The following is a 19,134-nucleotide window of genomic DNA, read 5'->3' on the forward strand; positions in this document are numbered from 1 at the left end:
CTTGGACCGATTCGCACACCGGTGAAACCTGCTGTGCGACGGCTGTACGCCCTTGACAGCGGGATGTTTCATTGTCGACACATCGAGCCGGGTCCGGCGGATTGTGTTGCTGCGGACCGCCGACACGCCATAGAGTCGCCAACCGTCGGCATGGTGCCACGCTGACCTTGTCTAGAAGTCCTTTGGCCGCCAAGGAGGTAAGACGACTTGTGAATGAGTCGACATTTTCTCCCGGAGGTGGTCGACCAGGATTGCGCGGAGAGGGCCAGGGTCCCGAGGGACACGAGGCCGTCGGCTCCGTCGCGGTGCGCACCTTCGCAGCCCACCAGAGTCCGGTACCGCAGACGGCCCGGAGAGCACACCAGAGCATGGATGGCCAACACGTGAACGCCATGGCCGGCGACGGAAGTGGCGCGCCCCGCAACCACTTCGCCGACTACGACGAACTGCCCGAGGGGCATTTCTACGACCCCGACGCCGAGTACGAGCCCGATCCGGAGTACGCGGCCACGCTCGCGCCCGACGCGGCCCGCCAGCGCCGTGAGCGCGTCGGCCCGACCGGGCGCCCGCTGCCGTACTTCCCGATCCCGGGCCCGCTGACCGACCACGGCCCCGCGAAGATCATCGCCATGTGCAACCAGAAGGGCGGCGTCGGCAAGACCACGTCGACCATCAACCTGGGCGCGGCGCTCGCGGAGTACGGACGGCGCGTGCTGCTCGTGGACTTCGACCCGCAGGGCGCGCTGTCGGTGGGTCTCGGCGTCAACCCGATGGAGCTGGACCTCACCGTCTACAACCTGCTCATGGAGCGGGGCATGTCGGCCGACGAGGTGCTGCTGAAGACGGCGGTCCCGAACATGGACCTGCTGCCCTCCAACATCGACCTGTCGGCCGCCGAGGTGCAGCTGGTCTCCGAGGTCGCGCGCGAGTCCACGCTCCAGCGCGCCCTGAAGCCGCTGATGGACGACTACGACTACATCGTGATCGACTGTCAGCCCTCGCTGGGCCTGCTCACCGTCAACGCGCTGACCGCGGCGCACAAGGTGATCGTGCCGCTGGAGTGCGAGTTCTTCGCGCTGCGCGGTGTGGCACTGCTGACCGAGACCATCGAGAAGGTCCAGGAGCGGCTCAACCCCGAGCTGGAGCTGGACGGCATCCTGGCCACGATGTACGACTCGCGCACGGTGCACAGCCGCGAGGTGCTGGCACGGGTCGTCGAGGCGTTCGACGACCACGTCTACCACACGGTCATCGGGCGTACGGTCCGCTTCCCGGAGACCACGGTCGCCGGTGAGCCGATCACCACGTACGCCTCCAACTCCGTCGGCGCGGCCGCCTACCGTCAGCTCGCCAGGGAGGTGCTCGCCCGGTGTCACGCCGAGTGAGTCTGCCCGGAGCCGACGAACTGTTCCGCACGACAGGGGGGATGGGGCTCCAGCCCTCCTCGCCCCGGCGCGGGCCCGGCGGCGAGGCGCGGGTCCCCGCGCCGGCGGGGGAGAGCGACCCGGCCGCCGCGGCCCAGGACGCGCCGCAGGGGGTGCCCGCGCAGGGCGGTGACGGCGAGGGCGCCGAGCACACCGCCGCGGTCGGCCCGGAACCCGACGGGTCCGGCGAGTCCCGTATCCGGCCCGCCCGGCGGCAGAGCGAGCCGGACGGCTCCGGCGAGCAGCCCCGCAAGCGCGGCCGCGCTGCCGCCCGGCGGCCCAGCGGGCGCGAGCGGCACGACGAGAAGATCACCGTGTACGTCTCGGCCGAGGAACTGATGGACCTCGAACACGCCCGTCTGGTCCTGCGCGGCGAACACGGCCTCGCCGTCGACCGCGGCCGCATCGTACGCGAGGCGGTCGCGGTGGTCCTCGCCGACCTGGAGTCCCGCGGCGAAGCCAGCATCCTGGTACGGCGGCTGCGGGGGCGCTAGCCCGGCTTGGCACCGCCCGACCGATAGCCTTGCGACCTCCATGAACGCGCACCGCACCGCCTCGACCGGCCCGAGACGCCCGCTGGGCCGGGGCCCGGACACCGCACCTCCGGACCCGGCCCAGGCGCCCGGGACGCCCGCGCCCGAGGCTTCCGCGCCCGACGGCGTCTTCAAGGTCCGGCTGGACAACTTCGAGGGCCCCTTCGACCTGCTGCTCCAGCTCATCACCAAGCACAAGCTGGACGTCACCGAGATCGCGCTGTCCCGGGTCACCGACGAGTTCATGGCGCACATCCGGGCCATGGGGCCCGACTGGGACCTGGACCGCACCACCGAGTTCCTGGTCGTCGCCGCCACCCTGCTCGACCTCAAGGCCGCCCGGCTGCTGCCCGCCGCCCAGGTCGAGGACGAGGCCGACCTCGCCCTGCTGGAGGCGCGGGACCTGCTCTTCGCCCGGCTGCTGCAGTACCGGGCCTACAAGCGGATCGCGGACATCTTCAACGAGCGGCTGGACGACGAAGGCCGCCGATACCCGCGTACCGTCGGTCTGGAGCCGGAGCACGCCGAGCTGCTGCCCGAGGTCGTCATCAGCATCGGCCCCGAGGGGTTCGCCCGGCTCGCGGTCAAGGCGATGCAGCCGAAGGCCAGGCCCCAGGTGTACGTCGACCACATCCACGCCCCGCTGGTCAGCGTGCAGGAGCAGGCCCGGGTCGTGGTGGCCCGGCTGCGCGAGGCCGGTGAGGCCGACTTCCAGGAACTGGTGGCCGACACCGACGACACCCTCACCGTCGTCGCCCGCTTCCTCGCGCTGCTGGAGCTGTACCGGGAGAAGGCCGTCGCCCTGGAGCAGGAGACCGCGCTCGGTACCCTGCTGGTCCGCTGGACCGGCGGGGAGGCGGCGGCGCCGGCGGTCACCGACGAGTTCGACCGGCCCGTGAAGCCCGACCAGACCACCGGGGAGCAGAAGACGTGAACCACCAGGCCCCGGACGACCGGGTCGCCGCCCTCGACCTCAAGCCCGCGCTGGAGGCCGTCCTGATGGTCGTGGACGAGCCCGCGACCGAGGAACACCTGGCGCGGGTCCTCCAGCGGCCCCGGCGCCGGATCGCCGAGGCGCTGCGCGAACTGGCCGCCGACTACACCGCCCAGGGCCGCGGCTTCGAGCTGCGCTTCGTCGCGGGCGGCTGGCGCTTCTCCACCCGCCCCGCCTACGCCCCCGCCGTGGAGCGCCTGGCGCGGGAGGGCCAGACGGCCCGGCTCACCCAGGCGGCTCTGGAGACTCTCGCGGTCGTCGCGTACCGCCAGCCGGTCGGCCGCAGCCGGGTCTCCGCCGTGCGCGGGGTCAACTGCGACGGGGTGATGCGGACCCTGCTCCAGCGGGGTCTGGTGGCCGAGGCGGGCACGGAACCCGAAACAGGTGCGATCCTGTACGTGACGACGAACTATTTCCTGGAGCGGATGGGCCTGCGCGGCTTGGACGAGCTTCCGGAACTCGCGCCCTTCCTCCCCGAGGCGGAGGCGATCGAGGCGGAGACCCAGGAGGGAGTCCCGTCGTTCGACCCGGACGCGCCCGACGCGGCCGGTGGTCAGGACGCAGACGACTACGACGGAAACCTTGATGCGAAGCAGCGGCAGCGGCAGGAACAGCGGACGCGGTAACCCCCGCGGCAACGACCGGGACGAGCGCAAGGGGCAGGGCCGCCCCAGCAAGCCCCGTCCGGAGGAGCGCCGCTACGACGTCGGACCCGGCGCCACGAATGACGGCCCGAAGTCCGGCCGTGGCGGCGCGGCGCGCGGCGGCGCCAAGGGCGGCCCCAAGCAGTCCCAGCAGGCGGGGCGCAGCCGTACGGCGCCCGGCCGCTCGCGTGAGTTCGAGACGCGGGCCGAGGAGCGCAACCGGGAGCGGTACGAGGGCAAGAAGGACGTCAAGCCGCCCAAGACCTTCCCCGGCGCCGAGCAGGACGGCGAGCGGCTGCAGAAGGTGCTGGCCCGCGCGGGCTACGGCTCGCGGCGCGCCTGCGAGGAGCTGATCGAGCAGGCCCGCGTCGAGATCAACGGCGAGATCGTGCTGGAGCAGGGCCGCCGGGTCGACCCGGAGAAGGACGAGGTCAAGGTCGACGGCCTGACCGTCGCGACCCAGTCGTACCAGTTCTTCTCGCTGAACAAGCCCGCCGGTGTGGTCTCCACGATGGAGGACCCCGAGGGCCGCCAGTGCCTCGGCGACTACGTCACCAACCGCGAGACCCGGCTCTTCCACGTGGGCCGGCTCGACACGGAGACCGAGGGCGTCATCCTGCTCACCAACCACGGCGAGCTGGCCCACCGTCTCACCCACCCCAAGTACGGCGTGCGCAAGACGTACCTCGCGCACATCGTCGGCCCGATCCCGCGCGACCTGGGCAAGCGGCTGAAGGACGGCATCCAGCTCGAGGACGGCTGGGCCCGCGCCGACCACTTCCGCGTGGTCGAGCAGACCGGCAAGAACTACCTGGTCGAGGTGACCCTGCACGAGGGCCGCAAGCACATCGTGCGCCGCATGCTGGCCGAGGCGGGCTTCCCCGTCGACAAGCTGGTCCGCGTCTCCTTCGGTCCCATCACCCTCGGCGACCAGAAGTCGGGCTGGCTGCGCCGCCTGTCCAACACCGAGGTCGGCATGCTGATGAAGGAAGTCGACCTGTAGGCGAGGGTCTTGCCGCCCGCAGCGGTCCGGCCTTATGGTCAACCTGACGATTAGTCGGGTGGCCGTGCGGCCGGACCAACGGGGGCCGGGTCATGGGTGCCCGGAAGGACTTCACCCATGACCACCACGCCCGCGGGCAAGCGCGCCGCCGCCGGTTCCCTGCTCGGACTCGCCCTCGGTGACGCGCTGGGCTTCCCGACCGAGTTCGACGACGTGCCCTCCATCCTCGCCACATGCGGACCCTGGCGGGAGATGGAGCTGCCGGGCCGCGCCTTCGTCTCCGACGACACGCAGATGACCCTCGCGCTCGGGCGTGCGCTCCGTACCGCCATGGACCGGGGTCCGCTCGCGCCGGAGCGGTTCCAGCGGCCGCTGCGCGAGGAGTTCGTCGACTGGTACCGGTCCCCGGAGAACAACCGCGCCCCCGGCCGCACCTGCCTCACCGCCTGCGCCCTGCTGAAGGAGGAGGGGCGGGAGTGGCAGGAGGCCAGCCAGGTGCACTCCAAGGGGTGCGGCGCCAACATGCGGGTCGCCCCGCTCGGCCTCGCGCCCGGCCTGAGTGCCGAACAGCGGGCGGGCGCCGCCCAGTTGCAGTCCGGTCTCACCCACGGCCACCCCACCGCGCTGGCCGCCTCCGACCTCACCGCGCACGCGGTGTGGCTGCTGGCCCAGGGCACGGACCCGGAAGGGCTCGTCGGCCGGCTGCGCTCGTACGCCCTCGACAACCGCACCCGCTACCACCACCTCTGGCTCGGCGACCTGTGGCGGCGTGCCGGGGACGCGAGCCCTGAGGAGTTCATCGCGCGCGGCTGGGACGAGTGCCTGGCGGTCCTCGGCCGCCTCCGGGACGCGCTGCGCACGCCCTCTGCGGAGACCGACCCGTGCCTGGCCACCGGCGAGGGCTGGATCGCGGAGGAGGCGCTGGCCACCGGCCTGCTCTGCTTCCTCCTCTTCCCCGCCGAGCCCCTCCTGGCGCTGCGCCGCGCCGCCTGCACCTCCGGCGACTCCGACTCGATCGCCTGCCTGACCGGCGCCTTCGCGGGCGCCTGGCTGGGCGCGGACGCCTGGCCGGCGCACTGGGTGGACCGGATCGAGCACCGGGACGAACTGCTGGACCTGGGCGGGTTCTGGGACGTCTAGGGCCTCTCGTTTGGATCTTGCCGGGCTCGCGGGGTCTGATCCAAACGAAAGACCCTAGGGCGTCGGCCAGGCGCGCGCGGCCGACGCCTGTCGTGTGCGGTGCAGGAAGTCGGCCACCCGGGCCTCGTCCGGCTCGGCGGGGAGCGGGGTGCGGAGGAGGGCCGCGTCGGCCTCCTCGGCCAGCCGGGCCATCCGCGCCTCGATCTCCGGCCAGGGCACCTCGCCCCGCTTCACCGCGAGCAGTGCCTCGCGCTCCTCACCCACGTCCAGTCGCAGTTCGCCGGTGCGCAGGAGGTCCCGGGCGCTGCTCAGCAGGCGGAGCAGATGCATCGCGTGCTTCCAGCGCGGGGCGCCGGTGGTGCGGATGTCGGCGTCCAGCCTGCGGCGCTGGCCGAGGGCGTAACCGGTGAAGGTGGCGTGCGCCTGGCGGGAGAGGAACGCCCCGCGCAGGGAGAGCAGTTCGCGGCCGGTCTCGTCCAGGTGCTCCACCAGCGGGGAGTGCAGGCACTCCAGGATGTTCGGATTGGCCCGCAACGCCAGCTCGCAGAAGCGCTCCAGCTCCCAGGAGAACCGTTCCTCGCCCGGCCCCTCGACATGCGTGGGCGGCTTCTCGAACCGCCAGAACAGCGGGGTCGGGGCCAGGAACACGCCCCGCCGGTCGGTGTCGCTGGCGTCCGTGGCCAGACCGAAGGCGCGCGAGCCCATGACACAGGCGTAGACGGTGTGGTCACGGACCAGGTCGGCGGGGCGCATGCGGGGGAGCGTACGCGGGCGGTCAGCCCAGGTGCACCGTGTTTCCGTGCACCATGATCTCCTTGGCGGGCAGCGGCTCGGTGGCCGGGCCGTGCGCGACCGAGCCGTCGGAGATACGGAACCTGCTGCCGTGACACGGGCAGTCGACGGTGCCGTCCGCGACCTTGTTCAGGGTGCACCCCTGGTGGGTGCAGATGGCGGAGAACGCCTTGTACCGGCCCTTCTCGGGCTGCGTCACCACCACCTTCTGCGCGGCGAAGATCTTGCCGCCGCCCTCCGGGATCTCGCTGACGCTGCCCAGCGCCTGCCCGTCGCCGGAGCCGGAGGAGGCGGAGGCGGAGGCCGAGGCGCTCTCGCCGCCGGGGGAGGTGCTGGCGGAGGCCGAGGAGCCGTCGCCGTCGTCGCCGCATCCCACACAGCAGACGGCGAGTGTGGCGGCCCCCGTGGCGAGAAGCGTGCGCCGCGTCGCGGGCTGGGTCATGTCGTCACTCCGAGAGGTTCAAGAGGCGGAAAACGTGCGGAAAAGGGGATGGAAAGCCCCAGACTTCCGGGCATCTTGGCACCGAACACCGCCCGGACGAAGGAGGCGGCAGCGGGTCGGACCCCGCCTCGGCCGAACGGGCGCCCGTCCCGACGCGCGCTCGGCGTGCCTCCGGCCCGCCCGGGCCGACCAGGGGGTGCCGTCTGCATCAGTTGGACGACGCGGGGTCTGGCAAGAGGCGCCGTATCCCTCCGCCGACCTGATCCGGACGACACCCCCTAGGCTGGACGCCACCAGAAGCCGGCCCCGGGCCGGTGCCGCCGCCCCGCACAAGGACATCGCCCAGTGAGAACCGCACTCGTCATCGGCACCGGGCTGATCGGGACCTCCGCCGCGCTCGCGCTCACCCAGCGGGGCGTCACCGTCCACCTCACCGACCACGATCCCGCGCAGGCCCGTACCGCCGCCGCCCTCGGCGCCGGCACCGACGAGCCCCCGCACGGCCGGGTCGACCTCGCGCTCGTCGCCGCGCCGCCCGCGCACGTCGCCGCCGTCCTCGCCGACGCCATGCGCCGCGACCTCGCGCACGGCTACCTCGACGTGGCCAGCGTCAAGGGCGGCCCGCGCCGCGAACTGGAGGCACTCGGCCTGGACGAGGCCGTGCTCGCCCGCTACCTCGGCACCCACCCCATGTCCGGCCGCGAGAAGTCCGGTCCGCTGGCCGCCACCGCCGACCTCTTCGAGGGCCGCCCCTGGGTGCTCACCCCGACCCGCGACACCGACACCGAGGTGCTGAACCTCGCCCTCGAACTGGTCTCCCACTGCCGCGCCGTCCCGGTCGTCATGGACGCCGACGCCCACGACCGCGCCGTCGCGCTCGTCTCCCACATGCCGCACCTGGTCTCCAGCCTGGTCGCCGCCCGGCTGGAGAACGCCGAGGAGGCCGCCGTACGGCTGTGCGGGCAGGGCATCCGGGACGTCACCCGGATCGCCGCCTCCGACCCCCGGATGTGGATCGACATCCTCTCCGCCAACCCCGGACCCGTGGCCGACCTCCTCACCGACGTCTCCGCCGACCTCGACGAGACCGTGCGCGCGCTGCGGGGCCTGCAGTCCGCCGACGAGGACAAGCGGCGCACCGGCGGCGCCGGGATCGAGGACGTACTGCGCCGGGGCAACGCCGGCCAGGTCCGGGTACCCGGCAAGCACGGCTCCGCCCCGCGCGCCTACCAGACCGTCGCCGTCCTCATCGACGACCAGCCCGGCCAGCTCGCCCGCATCTTCGCCGACGCCGGACGGGCCGGGGTCAACATCGAGGACGTCCGCATCGAGCACGCCACCGGACAGCAGGCCGGCCTCGTCCAGCTCATGGTCGAGCCGGGCGCCGCGCCCGTCCTCACCGAGGCACTGCGCGAGCGGGGCTGGGCGCTGCGGCAGTAGCACGGGGCCCCGGTGGTCACGCGGCGCACGTGCGTCCGTACGAGTGACCCACACCCAGTAACCTTGTGCGGGGCGCCCTCGCGTCCCGCCACCCCGACCGACACCCTTCACCAGGAAGGTGCCCACCCGTGGAAAACGGCGCCGCCCCGACCGCACAGCCCGTGATCGTAGCGATCGACGGCCCCTCCGGCACGGGCAAGTCGAGCACCTCGAAGGCCGTGGCCGCGCAGCTCGGCCTGAGCTACCTGGACACCGGCGCCCAGTACCGGGCCATCACCTGGTGGATGGTGACCAACGGCATCGACCTGGCGGACCCCACCGCGATCGCCGCCGTCGCGGGCAAGCCGGAGATCGTCTCCGGCACCGACCCGCTCGCCCCGACCATCACCGTCGACGGCTACGACGTGGCCGGCCCGATCCGTACCCAGGAGGTCACCTCCAAGGTCAGCGCCGTCAGCGCGGTCCCCGAGGTGCGCACCCGGATCACCGAGCTGCAGCGCTCCATCGCCGCCGGGGCCGAGGAGGGCATCGTGGTCGAGGGCCGGGACATCGGCACCACCGTGCTGCCCGACGCCGACCTGAAGATCTTCCTCACCGCCTCCCCGGAGGCCCGCGCGGCCCGCCGCAGCGGCGAGCTGAAGGGCTCCGACGTCGCCGCCACCCGCGCCGCCCTGATCCAGCGGGACGCGGCCGACTCCAGCCGCAAGACCTCCCCGCTCGCCAAGGCCGGCGACGCGGTCGAGGTCGACACCACCGAGCTGACCCTCGCCCAGGTCATCGAGTGCGTGGTCACCCTGGTCGAGGAGAAGCGGGCCGGGAAGTGAGCCAGCCGCCACCGCCCTCGGAGCGGGGCGCCGAGATCGGGCGGCGCATCGGCGTCGGCCTGATGTACGGCCTGTGGAAGCCGCGCGTGCTGGGCGCCTGGAAGGTGCCCGCGTCCGGCCCGGTCATCTTCGCGGTGAACCACTCCCACAACATCGACGGCCCCATGGTCATGGGCGTGGCGCCCCGGCCGACGCACTTCCTGATCAAGCAGGAGGCGTTCATCGGGCCGCTGGACCCCTTCCTGACCGGCATCGGCCAGCTCAAGGTCGACCGCACCACCGCCGACCGCACCGCCATCGGGCGGGCGCTCGGCGTGCTGGAGCAGGGCGGCGTGCTGGGTATCTTCCCGGAGGGCACCCGGGGCGAGGGCGACTTCGCCTCGCTGCGCGCCGGGCTCGCCTACTTCGCGGTGCGCGGCGGGGCGCCGATCGTGCCGGTGGCCGTGCTCGGCAGCGCCGACCGGCCCGGCCGCCTGGTCAAGGCCCTGCCGCCGCTGCGCTCCCGCGTCGACGTGGTCTTCGGAGACCCGTTCGAGGCGGGCGACGGCAGCGGGCGGCGTACGCGCAAGGCGCTGGACGAGGCGACCGAGCGCATCCAGAAGCGGCTCACCGCACACCTGGAAAACGCCAGGCGCCTGACCGGGCGCTGGGCGACACTTGAGTAGTGGAACGGCCCGATTCGGGCCGCTTCCACCGATCACCACGAACGACGACGAGGTACGGACTTCATGAACGACCAGAACCAGCCCGACGGCTCGGCCGCGCACGAGTACGAGCACGGGGCTCTCGGCGACGCCGAGTACGCGGAGTTCATGCAGCTCGCCGCGGAAGAGGGCTTCGACATCGAGGACGTCGAGGGCGCCATCGAGGAGGCGGGCCACGGCCCCCTTCCCGTGCTCGCCGTCGTCGGCCGCCCCAACGTCGGCAAGTCGACCCTGGTGAACCGGATCATCGGCCGCCGCGAGGCGGTCGTCGAGGACAAGCCCGGTGTCACCCGCGACCGCGTCACCTATGAGGCGGAGTGGGCCGGCCGCCGTTTCAAGGTGGTCGACACCGGCGGCTGGGAGCAGGACGTCCTCGGCATCGACGCCTCGGTGGCCGCCCAGGCCGAGTACGCGATCGAGGCCGCCGACGCGGTCGTCTTCGTGGTGGACGCCAAGGTCGGCGCCACCGACACCGACGAGGCCGTGGTCCGGCTGCTGCGCAAGGCCGGCAAGCCGGTCGTGCTGGCCGCCAACAAGGTCGACGGCCTCTCCGGCGAGTCCGACGCGGCCTACCTGTGGTCCCTGGGCCTGGGCGAGCCGCACCCGGTCTCCGCCCTGCACGGCCGCGGCACCGGCGACATGCTGGACGCCGTCCTGGAGGCCCTGCCGGACGCGCCGGCGCAGACCTTCGGCGGCACCGGCGTCGGCGGCCCGCGCCGCATCGCCCTGATCGGCCGCCCGAACGTCGGCAAGTCCTCGCTGCTGAACAAGGTCGCGGGCGAGGAGCGCGTCGTCGTCAACGAGCTGGCGGGCACCACCCGCGACCCGGTCGACGAGATGATCGAGCTGGGCGGCAAGACCTGGAAGTTCGTGGACACCGCCGGTATCCGCAAGCGCGTCCACCTCCAGCAGGGCGCCGACTACTACGCCTCCCTGCGCACGGCCGCCGCCGTGGAGAAGGCTGAGGTCGCGGTCATCCTGATCGACGGCTCCGAGAACATCTCGGTGCAGGACCAGCGCATCGTCACCATGGCCGTCGAGGCCGGGCGCGCGGTCGTCGTCGCCTTCAACAAGTGGGACACCCTCGACGAGGAGCGCCGCTACTACCTCGAGCGCGAGATCGAGACCGAGCTGGGCCAGATCGCCTGGGCCCCGCGCGTCAACGTCTCCGCCCGCACCGGCCGCCACATGGAGAAGCTGGTCCCGGCGATCGAGACCGCGCTCGACGGCTGGGAGACCCGCGTCCCCACCGGCCGGCTGAACGCCTTCCTCGGCGAGCTGGCCGCCGCCCACCCGCACCCGGTCCGGGGCGGCAAGCAGCCGCGCATCCTGTTCGGCACCCAGGCCGGCACCAAGCCGCCGCGCTTCGTCCTCTTCGCCTCCGGCTTCATCGAGGCGGGCTACCGGCGCTTCATCGAGCGCCGTCTGCGCGAGGAGTTCGGCTTCGAGGGCACCCCGATCCACCTCTCGGTGCGGGTGCGCGAGAAGCGCGGCGCCAAGAAGAAGTGACCGCCACGGCGGATTGACGCACGGCGAAGGGGCGGCCCGGTCTCGGTGGAGACGGGCCGCCCCTTCGTGTCCGGCTCAGTTGCCCTGGCGCGGGGCCGGGGGGAGCGCCGGGGGCCCCTCGCCGTCCGGTTGGGCCCGCCCGATCGTGCCGATCCGCTGCCACTGGGACTGCTGCGACTGCTGCCGCGCGCTGTACGCCCCCGCGCTGTAGGCGCTGTAGGAGCTGCTGAACGATCCCGGCCGGTGCCCGCCGTACGCGCCTGTGCTCTGCGGGAGGTTCCCGAAGGCGGTGAAGCCCAGATTCTCCTCGCCGCTGCGGTCCCCGGGCAGCGTCCGGAAGGTCTTGACCCACTCCGCGTACAGCGTGTCGTAGATCGGCGTGGACGAGGGCCCGCCGGGGTTCTCCTGCCCGGACCGGGCGACGGGAACGGGGGACAGGGCGGGCCGGCGGGGAGAGGCGTCGTATGGGTGCACGTATGTCCAAACGACGGTGCACCCAAAGGGATGCGGCCACGCGGGGGGCTGTCGGGGGTGCACCGGACAGCACGACCGGCCGTGCCGCCCCCGGGGGTGGGGGACGGTACGGCCGGTGTCCGGGGGAGGGACGGGGTCAGGTGCCGGCGAGGGGGAGGGCGGCGGCCACCAGGCGGCCGTTGGCGGCGGCCTTGTCCAGGGCGTCGCGGAGGAGGTCCTCGCGGGGCTGGCGGCCGATGGAGCCGACGGGGGCCGCGAACATCAGCACCTGCTGGTGCTTGTTGGCGGCGGCCCGCCAGCTGTCGGTGACCTGGAGCGGCTGGTGCGCCTGCCACCAGGCCACCGGCTGGCTGCCGTGGGGGCCCGGCTGGAGCACCGCGTGGAGCTGGCCGACGGCGAGCAGCACCGACCAGCCGTGCAGCACCGGCGGGACGGCTTCGAGCGCGGTCACCGGCATGAAGCCCTGCTCGATGAGGAGGGGGAGGAAGTCGTCCCCGCCCCCGGTGGCGCCGGGGCGCGCGATGGGCCCGGTCGGCTCCACGACCAGCGCCGGGTGCAACTCGCCCTCGATCAAGACCAGTCCGCTGGTCACGCCGAGCACGGCGGGCTCGGGCGTGGTCCGGTGGGGCTGCTCCGGCGCCTGGGGGGCCGCCTCACCGCCGATGGAGCGGACGGCGCCCTGCAACTGCTCCTCGGTGACCTGCACGACCTGCGAGGGCAGACAGCCCGCGTGGGCGAAGGCGAGGACGGCGGTCTCGTCCCCGACGAACAGGACGGTGCTGGTGCGTTCCTGCTCGGAGTCCCCCGGAGTGCGGCAGGACGTGCAGTCGTAACTGCCCGGAGCGCTGGCTCCGGTGAGCAGCCGGTCGGCTTCTTCGTCGCCGATCTCGGCGCGTACGGCGTCACTGACGTCGAGCATGCGCGGCACGGTGGCTCCCTCGGGATGCGCGCGGTCGGCCGGGTGGCTCCCGGTCGCTGAGCCTTGGGATCGCGGGCTCATGCAGAAGACAACGGGCGTCCTGTGGTGGGGGTCACGCCCCAGGGGGAACGGAATCGAACCGGCCTGCGCGCAGGGTCACTTTCGACACGGAATCGGCCACTCACCGTCAACTTCGTACACGGTCAAGGAACTTGAAAGGGTGATGTGCGTCACGGGCAGGTGCCGCCCATGGTGGACAAGTAGCGAAATAACCGTATGAAGTGGTTGGCCGGAAATTGCCGATACCGGCGGTAACCGCCAACTGGCCTGCCGATACGGGGCGTTGTTGAAATGCGGCACCTGTCCTCCTTAGATTCCTTCGCCGTGTGCAACTAGCACCGCTCGGGTGAGTCCGCCGCCCGGCGCCGGGTCCGTCAGGGCCGCGGCTCCGGTCACCGGTGGACGGGGCGGGCGCGAGGAACCGCGGTCCGACGCGGCGAGCCGTGCCCCGCCCAGGGGGAGCCCGGGTTCGTGGAGAGGGAACTGCATGACCGAGTGTGCCGATACGACCCGTTCGACCGCCCGTAAGGGCCGTACGACGGCCGCCCTCGCCGGGGCCGCGCTGCTCGCCCCGCTGGGGCTGCTGGCAGCCTCCGGAGAGGCGCAGGCGGCGGACAACGGGGTCTGGGACCGCATCGCCCAGTGCGAGAGCGGCGGCAACTGGCACATCAACACCGGCAACGGCTACTACGGCGGGCTCCAGTTCTCCGCCGGTACGTGGCGTGCCTACGGTGGCGGCGCCTACGCCCCCACCGCGGACCAGGCGTCGAGAAGCGCGCAGATCGCCGTGGCGTCCAAGGTCCAGCAGGCCCAGGGCTGGGGCGCCTGGCCCGTCTGCTCCGGCCGCGCCGGGGCCTACGGGTCCGCACCGTCCAGCGCCTCGGCGGGCGGCGGAACCGACAAGGGCGTGACGAAGAAGTCCGCTCCCGCCCGGTCCGCACCGACCCGGACCGCACCGACGCGGTCCACCCCCGCCCCGCAGCGCCCGGCGACGACCCACGCCGACCGGGGAGCCGGCCGGGGCGGCTACACCGTCCGCCAGGGCGACACGCTGAGCACCATCGCCGCCCGGCACGGGGTGAGCTGGCAGCGGGTCTACGAGGCCAACCGGTCGGTCATCGGGGCCGACCCCGACCTGATCGTGCCGGGGCAGCATCTCGCGCTCTGACGCGAGACACCGCCTCGACGGCCACGGCCGCCGCCCTCCGGAGGGCGGCGGCCGTTCGCATGTCTGTTCGTGCGGAGAAACCGTGAATTTCCTATGCGGCGTCAGCTCCGGTGCGCGTGCGCCGTATTTCGCGGGAAAAACGTTCCCCGCTCGTTCTTGGCCGGTTCCGGTGTGGGATCCGACGCATTACGAGCGTTAATCGGACCCTGTGAGGGCCTCCACGGGAAAATTCTGTTCGATTACCCCGTGAAGGTGAACGGAAACCCCCATACGTGTGACGGAGTACGCGGGTTACGGGCGCCGGGAGCTGTGACAGAAGTGTGACCGGGCGGCGCCCCGGTGCCCGTCGGGGCCGGTGCCTTCCGTAGTCGCCGCGGGCCGCCTAGCGTGGCCGCATGGCACACATTCCCGCTCCGCCGCCGGAGCCGCAGGACACCCTGGACAGTTATGTCGGCCTGGCCCCGGAGGACGCCGACCGGCAGGCCCGGAGCCGGGGCTGGCAGACGGTGCGGGCGCTGCCGCCCGGCGCGATCATCACCATGGAGTACCGCGCGGGCCGCCTCAACCTCGAGGTGAAGGACGGCCGGGTCGCCCGCGTCTGGAAGGGCTGACCCGGCCGTCAGGGGCGCGTGGCCTGCGAGGCCCCGCGCGGGAGCCGGTCCGCGTGCGGCGGCCGCCGGCTGCCCGCCGGGGTGAGGGGAGCGCGCTCGGAGCGGGCCGTGTGCGGGCCCGGCGCCAGATGGACCGGCGGCCGGGACCCGCGCGCCGACGCGACCGGCTCCCGCGCCGGTACGGACGGCTCGGCGGCCTTGGCCAGCGGCTGGAGCGCCACCGGGGCCAGCGGCGCGGCCGGTGCGGTCGCGGTCCGCCGCCGGCGGTCCCGCAGCCGGTCCCGCAGCGCGAACAGCGCGTTCTCCGCGCGGGAGATCAGCGGCTCGAACCAGGGGAGCGCCAGCAGGATCAGCAGCCCGGCGGCCCAGCCCAGCAGCACGTCGCTCAGCCAGTGCGTACCGAGGTAGACGGTGGTGAGGCCGACGCCGAGCGAGGTGATCGCGGAGAGGGCGGACAGCCAGCGGCGCGCCCTGGCCGTGGAGGCCAGATACGCCAGGATGCCCCAGGTCACGACCGCGTTGGCGGTGTGACCCGAGGGAAATATGTCTCCGCCCAGGCCCATCTCGTTCGAGCCGATCACGGTGGCGTAGTGCGGGCCGAGGCGGCCCATGCCGAGCTTGGCGGCGCCGACCGTGATGTTCAGCAGCAGCAGCGAGGCGGCCAGGGTGAGCAACGGGCGGACCGTGTGTTGCCGCCAGGAGCGCCAGCCGAGCCAGGCCGCGACCATCACCGCGGTGGGGCCGCGCTGGCCGAGCACCACGTAGTAGTCGAGGAAGGCGTGGATGCCCGGCCACTGCTGGTAGGGGCGGAAGAACATGACCCGCCAGTCCAGCCGGACCAGCCAGGACGTGGTGATCACGGCCCACACGATCGCCAGGTAGAAGGCCAGGGTCGAGGAGAACAGCACGGCCCGGTGCCGCGACATCCGCGGCACGTCGATATGGGCCGGCCGTTCCGGCTCCCGGTCCAGCCTGGCGAACACCCGGTCCAGACGCCGGGTGAGCTTTCGTTCGGTACGCACCCAATCGACGTTACAGCGAGTGAGCTGTGTTCCCGGTCGGTACTGGGCCTTTGTGATGACGATGTGATGTGGGAAACCTCTCAGGAACCGCTCGAATTCCTGAGCGTCGGCAATATCGCCGGAGCGGCCCCCGTAATTGCCCCGGATCTCGCGCGGAGCGGTTTTATGGCGCTTTTAATTCGGTTCACCGAAAGGTGGTCCGGTATTCGGCGGCCGCTCACCCGGCCCGCCGGGCCCCTCACGGCGGACCGGAGCCGTTCAGCCACCAGGCGCCGTACACCGCCGCACCGGCCGCGAGCGTGCCGGCCAGCAGCGCGGCGCGGGCCGGGCGGGCGCGGGCCAGGGCCTCGGCCAGGGGGAAGAGCAGGGGGAAGGCGGGCAGCAGCAGCCGGGGCTTGGAGCCGAAATAGCTCGACGCGCACAGGGCCAGCGCCAGCACGACCCCGCTGTAGACCAGCAGCGCGAGCGGCTGCCCCCGGCGCACCCCGGCCCCGTACAGCCACAGCAGCAGGACGACGCCGGTGATCAGGGCGACGCCCGCGAGGACCGACGGGAAGGCGGTGAGCAGGTGGCCGGCGAAGCGGGCGAAGGCGTAGCCGCCGTCGAACCCGTTGCGCCACCCCGCCTGGACGTCGAGGTAGCCGAGCGGGCCGTCCCCGGTGCGGTGGCCCACCCACAACACGTACGCCGCCGCGCCCAGCGGGGCCACGGCGGCGCCCAGCACCCGGCGCCAGGCGGGGGCGCGCGCGCCGTCCGCGCTCCCGGTTCGCCCGAACGAGGCGGCTGCCGCCACCCACACCGCGGCCACCACCGCCGCCCCCACCGGCCGGGTCAGCCCCGCGAGCGCCGCCAGCAGCCCCGCCGTCACCCAGCGCCCCGACACCACCGCGAACAGCGACCAGGCGGCCAGCGCGGTGAACAGGGACTCGCTGTACGCCATCGACTGCACGACCCCGACCGGCAGCGCCGCCCACAGCAGCACCGCGCACACCCCGGCCCGCGCCCCGTACAGCCGGTCCGCCAGCGCGAAGATCCCGCCCGCCGCCGCCAGCGAGGCCAGCGCGGAGACGAGGAGCCCCGCGTCCGCGTACGACAGCGTGGTCAGCGCGTGCAGCAGCCGTTCCAGCCAGGGCAGGAGCGGAAAGAAGGCGAGGTCGGAGTGGATGTCGCCGTTCGGCAGCCGGACCTCGTGGCCGTAGCCCGCCCCGGCGACCCGGGCGTACCAGAGGGAGTCCCAGCGGGCGGAGAGCAGCTTGTGCGCGCTCGTGCCGCGCGCCGCGCTCCACCCGGCCAGCACGGCCAGCCCCAGCGCCCGGACCCCCGCGTACCCCACGAGCGCCGGGAGGGCCCGGCGGGGGAGGGAGGTCACGGGCGGGGCCGCCCGCGTGGCTGTCTCGGTCACGGGCCGATTATCGACGCCCGTGCCGGCCGCCCCGTCATCCGCCGGTGACCCCCGGTGGCGGGGTGGCGCACGCCACACCGATCGGGGCACAACCGTGAGAGGTCCACCACGTGACCTGCGTATGAACTCGCGTACGCTGACGAGCCACCCGCGTGGGTCAGGGCGGGCCTTCGGACGCCGCTTCTCTCCGGCCGTACGGCGTGGAGATCCCCCCACCCCGCCGACCCGCCGCACGCGAGGACTCTTCTGGGAGGTACGTACATGTCCGGGACGACCACGGCCGCTGTCCGGCCGTCCCGTGGGGCGACCGGGGCCGGTGCCAACCGCTGGGTCGTCCTCGTCGTCCTCTGTGTCAGCCTGCTGCTCGTCGGTCTCGACGCCACCGTGCTGCACGTGGCGGTCCCCGCCGTCACCGAGGACCTCAGGCCCAGCGCTGTCGAACTGCTCTGGATCGTCGACATCTATCCCCTGGTCTGCGCCTCGCTGCTGATCCTCTTCGGCACGCTGGGCGACCGGGTCGGACGCCGGCGCGTCCTGCTGCTCGGCTACGCCCTCTTCGGCGTGGCCTCGGCCGTCGCCGCCCTCGCCCACAACGGTGAGACGCTGATCCTGGCCCGCGCGCTGCTCGGCGTCGGCGGCGCCATGATCATGCCCGCCACCCTCTCCATCCTGCGCCAGGTCTTCCCCGACCGGCGCGAACGGGCGCTCGCCATCGGCATCTGGAGCGCGGTCGCCGCCGTCGGCGCGGCCGTCGGCCCGCTGCTCGGCGGGTTCCTGCTGGAGCACTTCTGGTGGGGCTCGGTCTTCCTGGTCAACATCCCGCTGATGCTGGTGAGCCTGCCCATCGGCCGGATGCTGCTGCCCGAGTCCCGCGGCGAGCGGGACGGCCCCTGGGACGTCGTCGGCGCCCTGATGGCGGCGGGCGGCCTCTTCGGCGTCGTCCTCGGCGTCAAGCGGCTCGGCGGCGGCGAGGACGTGACCGGCCCGCTCACCCTGGTACCGCTCCTGGTCGGCGTGGCCCTGGTGGTCCTCTTCGTCCGGCGCCAGTCGCACCGCGCCCACCCCCTGGTCGACCTGAGCATGTTCCGGCGGCCCGCCTTCAGCACCTCGGTGGGCTGCATCGTGCTCGCCATGCTGGCCCTGGTCGGCCTGGAGCTGATCGCCGCGCAGTACCTCCAGCTCGTGCTCGGTCTGTCCCCGCTCCAGACCGGGCTGCGGCTGCTCCCGCTGACCGTCGCCGCGATGGCGGCGGGCCTCGCCGGCGCCCGCGTACTGCGCGGTGTCGGCCCGCGCCGGATGGTCTGCGCCGGGTTCGTCCTCACCGCCGTCGCCGTCCTCACCCTCACCGCGATGGGCGGCCACGACAACACCCCGCTGCTCCTCACCGGTTTCGTACTGCTCGGCTTCGGCCTGGAGACGACCCTCTTCGGGGCCTACGAGTCCATGCTCAGCGAGGCCCCGGCCGACCGGGCCGGCGGAGCGGCCGCCATCGGCGAGACCTCCTACCAACTGGGCGCCGGCATCGGTATCGCCCTGCTCGGCAGCGTGATGAACGCCGCCTACGCGCCCGCCCTCGACTCGGTGCCCGGCGTCCCCGCCTCCGCCTCCTCGGCCGCGGGCCGCTCCCTGGGCGAGGCGTACGACGTCGCCGCCCGGCTCGGCGGGCCCGCCGGGGCCGCGCTGCGGGACGCCGCCCGTGACTCCTTCGTGCACGGACTGCATGTGACGCTGCTGGTCAGCGCAGGTCTGCTGCTGCTCGGCGCGCTGATGGCGCTCCGGCTGCCCCGCGTCATGAACTGCGCCCCGGAGGCCGCCGCGGCGCCGGGACCCGCCGCCGAGAGCCCCGTACCGCTCGCCAAGAGCGAGCTGCCCGCGCCCCGGGCGGCCGGGAAACCCACGGTCTCCGCCTGACCTGCGGCCCGGTCGCTCTGGACGCGCGGCGCGCTCGGGCCGTAACGTCGGCCGGGCATACGTAACTAGCGGTGCTAGTTTTCGAACGCAGCACAGTTCGAGCGCCGCAGGTCCCCAG

Annotated in this window: 19 protein-coding genes; 13 read left to right on the forward strand and 6 right to left on the reverse strand. The window is 73.1% G+C overall.

Annotated features, from left to right (window positions below; translation table 11 throughout):
- Positions 1–209: 209 nt before the first annotated feature.
- From EV284_RS29140 to EV284_RS29165, 6 genes are all read left to right on the forward strand, one after another.
- Complete coding sequence (locus EV284_RS29140) at positions 210–1,385, forward strand: ParA family protein (RefSeq protein ID WP_229918950.1); 1,176 nt, start codon at positions 210–212, stop codon at positions 1,383–1,385.
- Positions 1,370–1,918 carry a hypothetical protein gene (locus EV284_RS29145; RefSeq protein ID WP_130339407.1) on the forward strand — a complete coding sequence of 183 codons (549 nt, stop codon included), beginning with the start codon at positions 1,370–1,372 and terminating at the stop codon, positions 1,916–1,918. The genes EV284_RS29140 and EV284_RS29145 overlap by 16 nt, the downstream gene beginning before the upstream one ends.
- A 40-nt stretch (positions 1,919–1,958) precedes the next feature.
- The gene (locus EV284_RS29150) at positions 1,959–2,891 is read left to right on the forward strand and encodes a ScpA family protein (protein WP_130339409.1); all 933 of its coding nucleotides are present in this window, start codon (positions 1,959–1,961) and stop codon (positions 2,889–2,891) included.
- Positions 2,888–3,577, forward strand: coding sequence for an SMC-Scp complex subunit ScpB (gene scpB / locus EV284_RS29155; RefSeq protein WP_130339411.1), 690 nt, complete (start codon positions 2,888–2,890; stop codon positions 3,575–3,577). Before EV284_RS29150 ends, scpB begins: the two co-directional genes overlap by 4 nt.
- Positions 3,537–4,598, forward strand: a complete 1,062-nt coding sequence (locus tag EV284_RS29160) for a pseudouridine synthase (RefSeq protein ID WP_130339413.1) — start codon at positions 3,537–3,539, stop codon at positions 4,596–4,598. Before scpB ends, EV284_RS29160 begins: the two co-directional genes overlap by 41 nt.
- Positions 4,599–4,715: 117 nt before the next feature.
- Complete coding sequence (locus tag EV284_RS29165) at positions 4,716–5,738, forward strand: ADP-ribosylglycohydrolase family protein (protein ID WP_130339415.1); 1,023 nt, start codon at positions 4,716–4,718, stop codon at positions 5,736–5,738.
- A gap of 54 nt (positions 5,739–5,792) precedes the next feature.
- Here the strand turns inward: EV284_RS29165 and EV284_RS29170 are convergent, their stop codons facing one another.
- Entirely contained in the window at positions 5,793–6,491 is a 699-nt protein-coding gene (locus EV284_RS29170; RefSeq protein WP_130339417.1) for a nucleotidyltransferase domain-containing protein, read from the reverse strand.
- Positions 6,492–6,513: 22 nt separating this feature from the next.
- Positions 6,514–6,972, reverse strand: coding sequence for a Rieske (2Fe-2S) protein (locus EV284_RS29175; RefSeq protein ID WP_130339419.1), 459 nt, complete (start codon positions 6,970–6,972; stop codon positions 6,514–6,516).
- Positions 6,973–7,317: 345 nt separating this feature from the next.
- Here EV284_RS29175 and EV284_RS29180 point away from each other — a divergent pair, with 345 nt between their 5' ends.
- The 4 genes from EV284_RS29180 to der all read left to right on the forward strand — a co-directional run bounded on the left by EV284_RS29180 (position 7,318) and on the right by der (position 11,449).
- A complete protein-coding gene (locus EV284_RS29180; protein ID WP_130339421.1) occupies positions 7,318–8,412 on the forward strand; it encodes a prephenate dehydrogenase in 1,095 nt (364 codons plus the stop codon).
- A 128-nt stretch (positions 8,413–8,540) separates the two neighbouring features.
- Positions 8,541–9,236: a (d)CMP kinase gene (cmk, locus tag EV284_RS29185; protein ID WP_130339423.1), complete on the forward strand. Its 696-nt coding sequence runs from the start codon at positions 8,541–8,543 to the stop codon at positions 9,234–9,236.
- A gap of 62 nt (positions 9,237–9,298) precedes the next feature.
- Positions 9,299–9,901 carry a lysophospholipid acyltransferase family protein gene (locus EV284_RS29190; RefSeq protein WP_051888047.1) on the forward strand — a complete coding sequence of 201 codons (603 nt, stop codon included), beginning with the start codon at positions 9,299–9,301 and terminating at the stop codon, positions 9,899–9,901.
- 63 nt (positions 9,902–9,964) lie between these two features.
- Complete coding sequence (gene der, locus EV284_RS29195; protein ID WP_130339425.1) at positions 9,965–11,449, forward strand: ribosome biogenesis GTPase Der; 1,485 nt, start codon at positions 9,965–9,967, stop codon at positions 11,447–11,449.
- A 75-nt stretch (positions 11,450–11,524) separates the two neighbouring features.
- On the opposite strand, the gene EV284_RS29200 is transcribed toward der, so the two are convergent.
- Both EV284_RS29200 and EV284_RS29205 read right to left on the reverse strand, forming a co-directional pair.
- Positions 11,525–11,923 carry a hypothetical protein gene (locus EV284_RS29200; protein WP_130339427.1) on the reverse strand — a complete coding sequence of 133 codons (399 nt, stop codon included), beginning with the start codon at positions 11,921–11,923 and terminating at the stop codon, positions 11,525–11,527.
- Positions 11,924–12,059: 136 nt separating this feature from the next.
- Positions 12,060–12,851, reverse strand: coding sequence for a hypothetical protein (locus EV284_RS29205; RefSeq protein ID WP_130339429.1), 792 nt, complete (start codon positions 12,849–12,851; stop codon positions 12,060–12,062).
- A gap of 538 nt (positions 12,852–13,389) precedes the next feature.
- Here EV284_RS29205 and EV284_RS29210 point away from each other — a divergent pair.
- Positions 13,390–14,070, forward strand: a complete 681-nt coding sequence (locus tag EV284_RS29210) for a transglycosylase family protein (RefSeq protein ID WP_130339431.1) — start codon at positions 13,390–13,392, stop codon at positions 14,068–14,070.
- Positions 14,071–14,465: 395 nt separating this feature from the next.
- On the forward strand, positions 14,466–14,681 hold the full coding sequence (locus tag EV284_RS29215) for an I78 family peptidase inhibitor (protein ID WP_130339433.1): 216 nt from the start codon (positions 14,466–14,468) through the stop codon (positions 14,679–14,681).
- An 8-nt stretch (positions 14,682–14,689) separates the two neighbouring features.
- Here EV284_RS29215 and EV284_RS29220 read toward each other — a convergent pair whose 3' ends face one another.
- Positions 14,690–15,703, reverse strand: a complete 1,014-nt coding sequence (locus tag EV284_RS29220; protein WP_130339435.1) for a phosphatase PAP2 family protein — start codon at positions 15,701–15,703, stop codon at positions 14,690–14,692.
- 238 nt (positions 15,704–15,941) lie between these two features.
- Entirely contained in the window at positions 15,942–17,105 is a 1,164-nt protein-coding gene (locus EV284_RS29225) for a glycosyltransferase family 39 protein (RefSeq protein WP_130339437.1), read from the reverse strand.
- A 261-nt stretch (positions 17,106–17,366) separates the two neighbouring features.
- Here EV284_RS29225 and EV284_RS29230 point away from each other — a divergent pair, with 261 nt between their 5' ends.
- Positions 17,367–19,016 (forward strand): MFS transporter, encoded by a 1,650-nt coding sequence (locus EV284_RS29230; RefSeq protein ID WP_130339439.1) that lies wholly within the window; start codon positions 17,367–17,369, stop codon positions 19,014–19,016.
- Positions 19,017–19,134 lie beyond the last annotated feature (118 nt).

Source organism: Streptomyces sp. BK022 (assembly GCF_004217355.1).
GTDB classification, from domain to species: Bacteria; Actinomycetota; Actinomycetes; order Streptomycetales; family Streptomycetaceae; genus Streptomyces; species Streptomyces griseoluteus.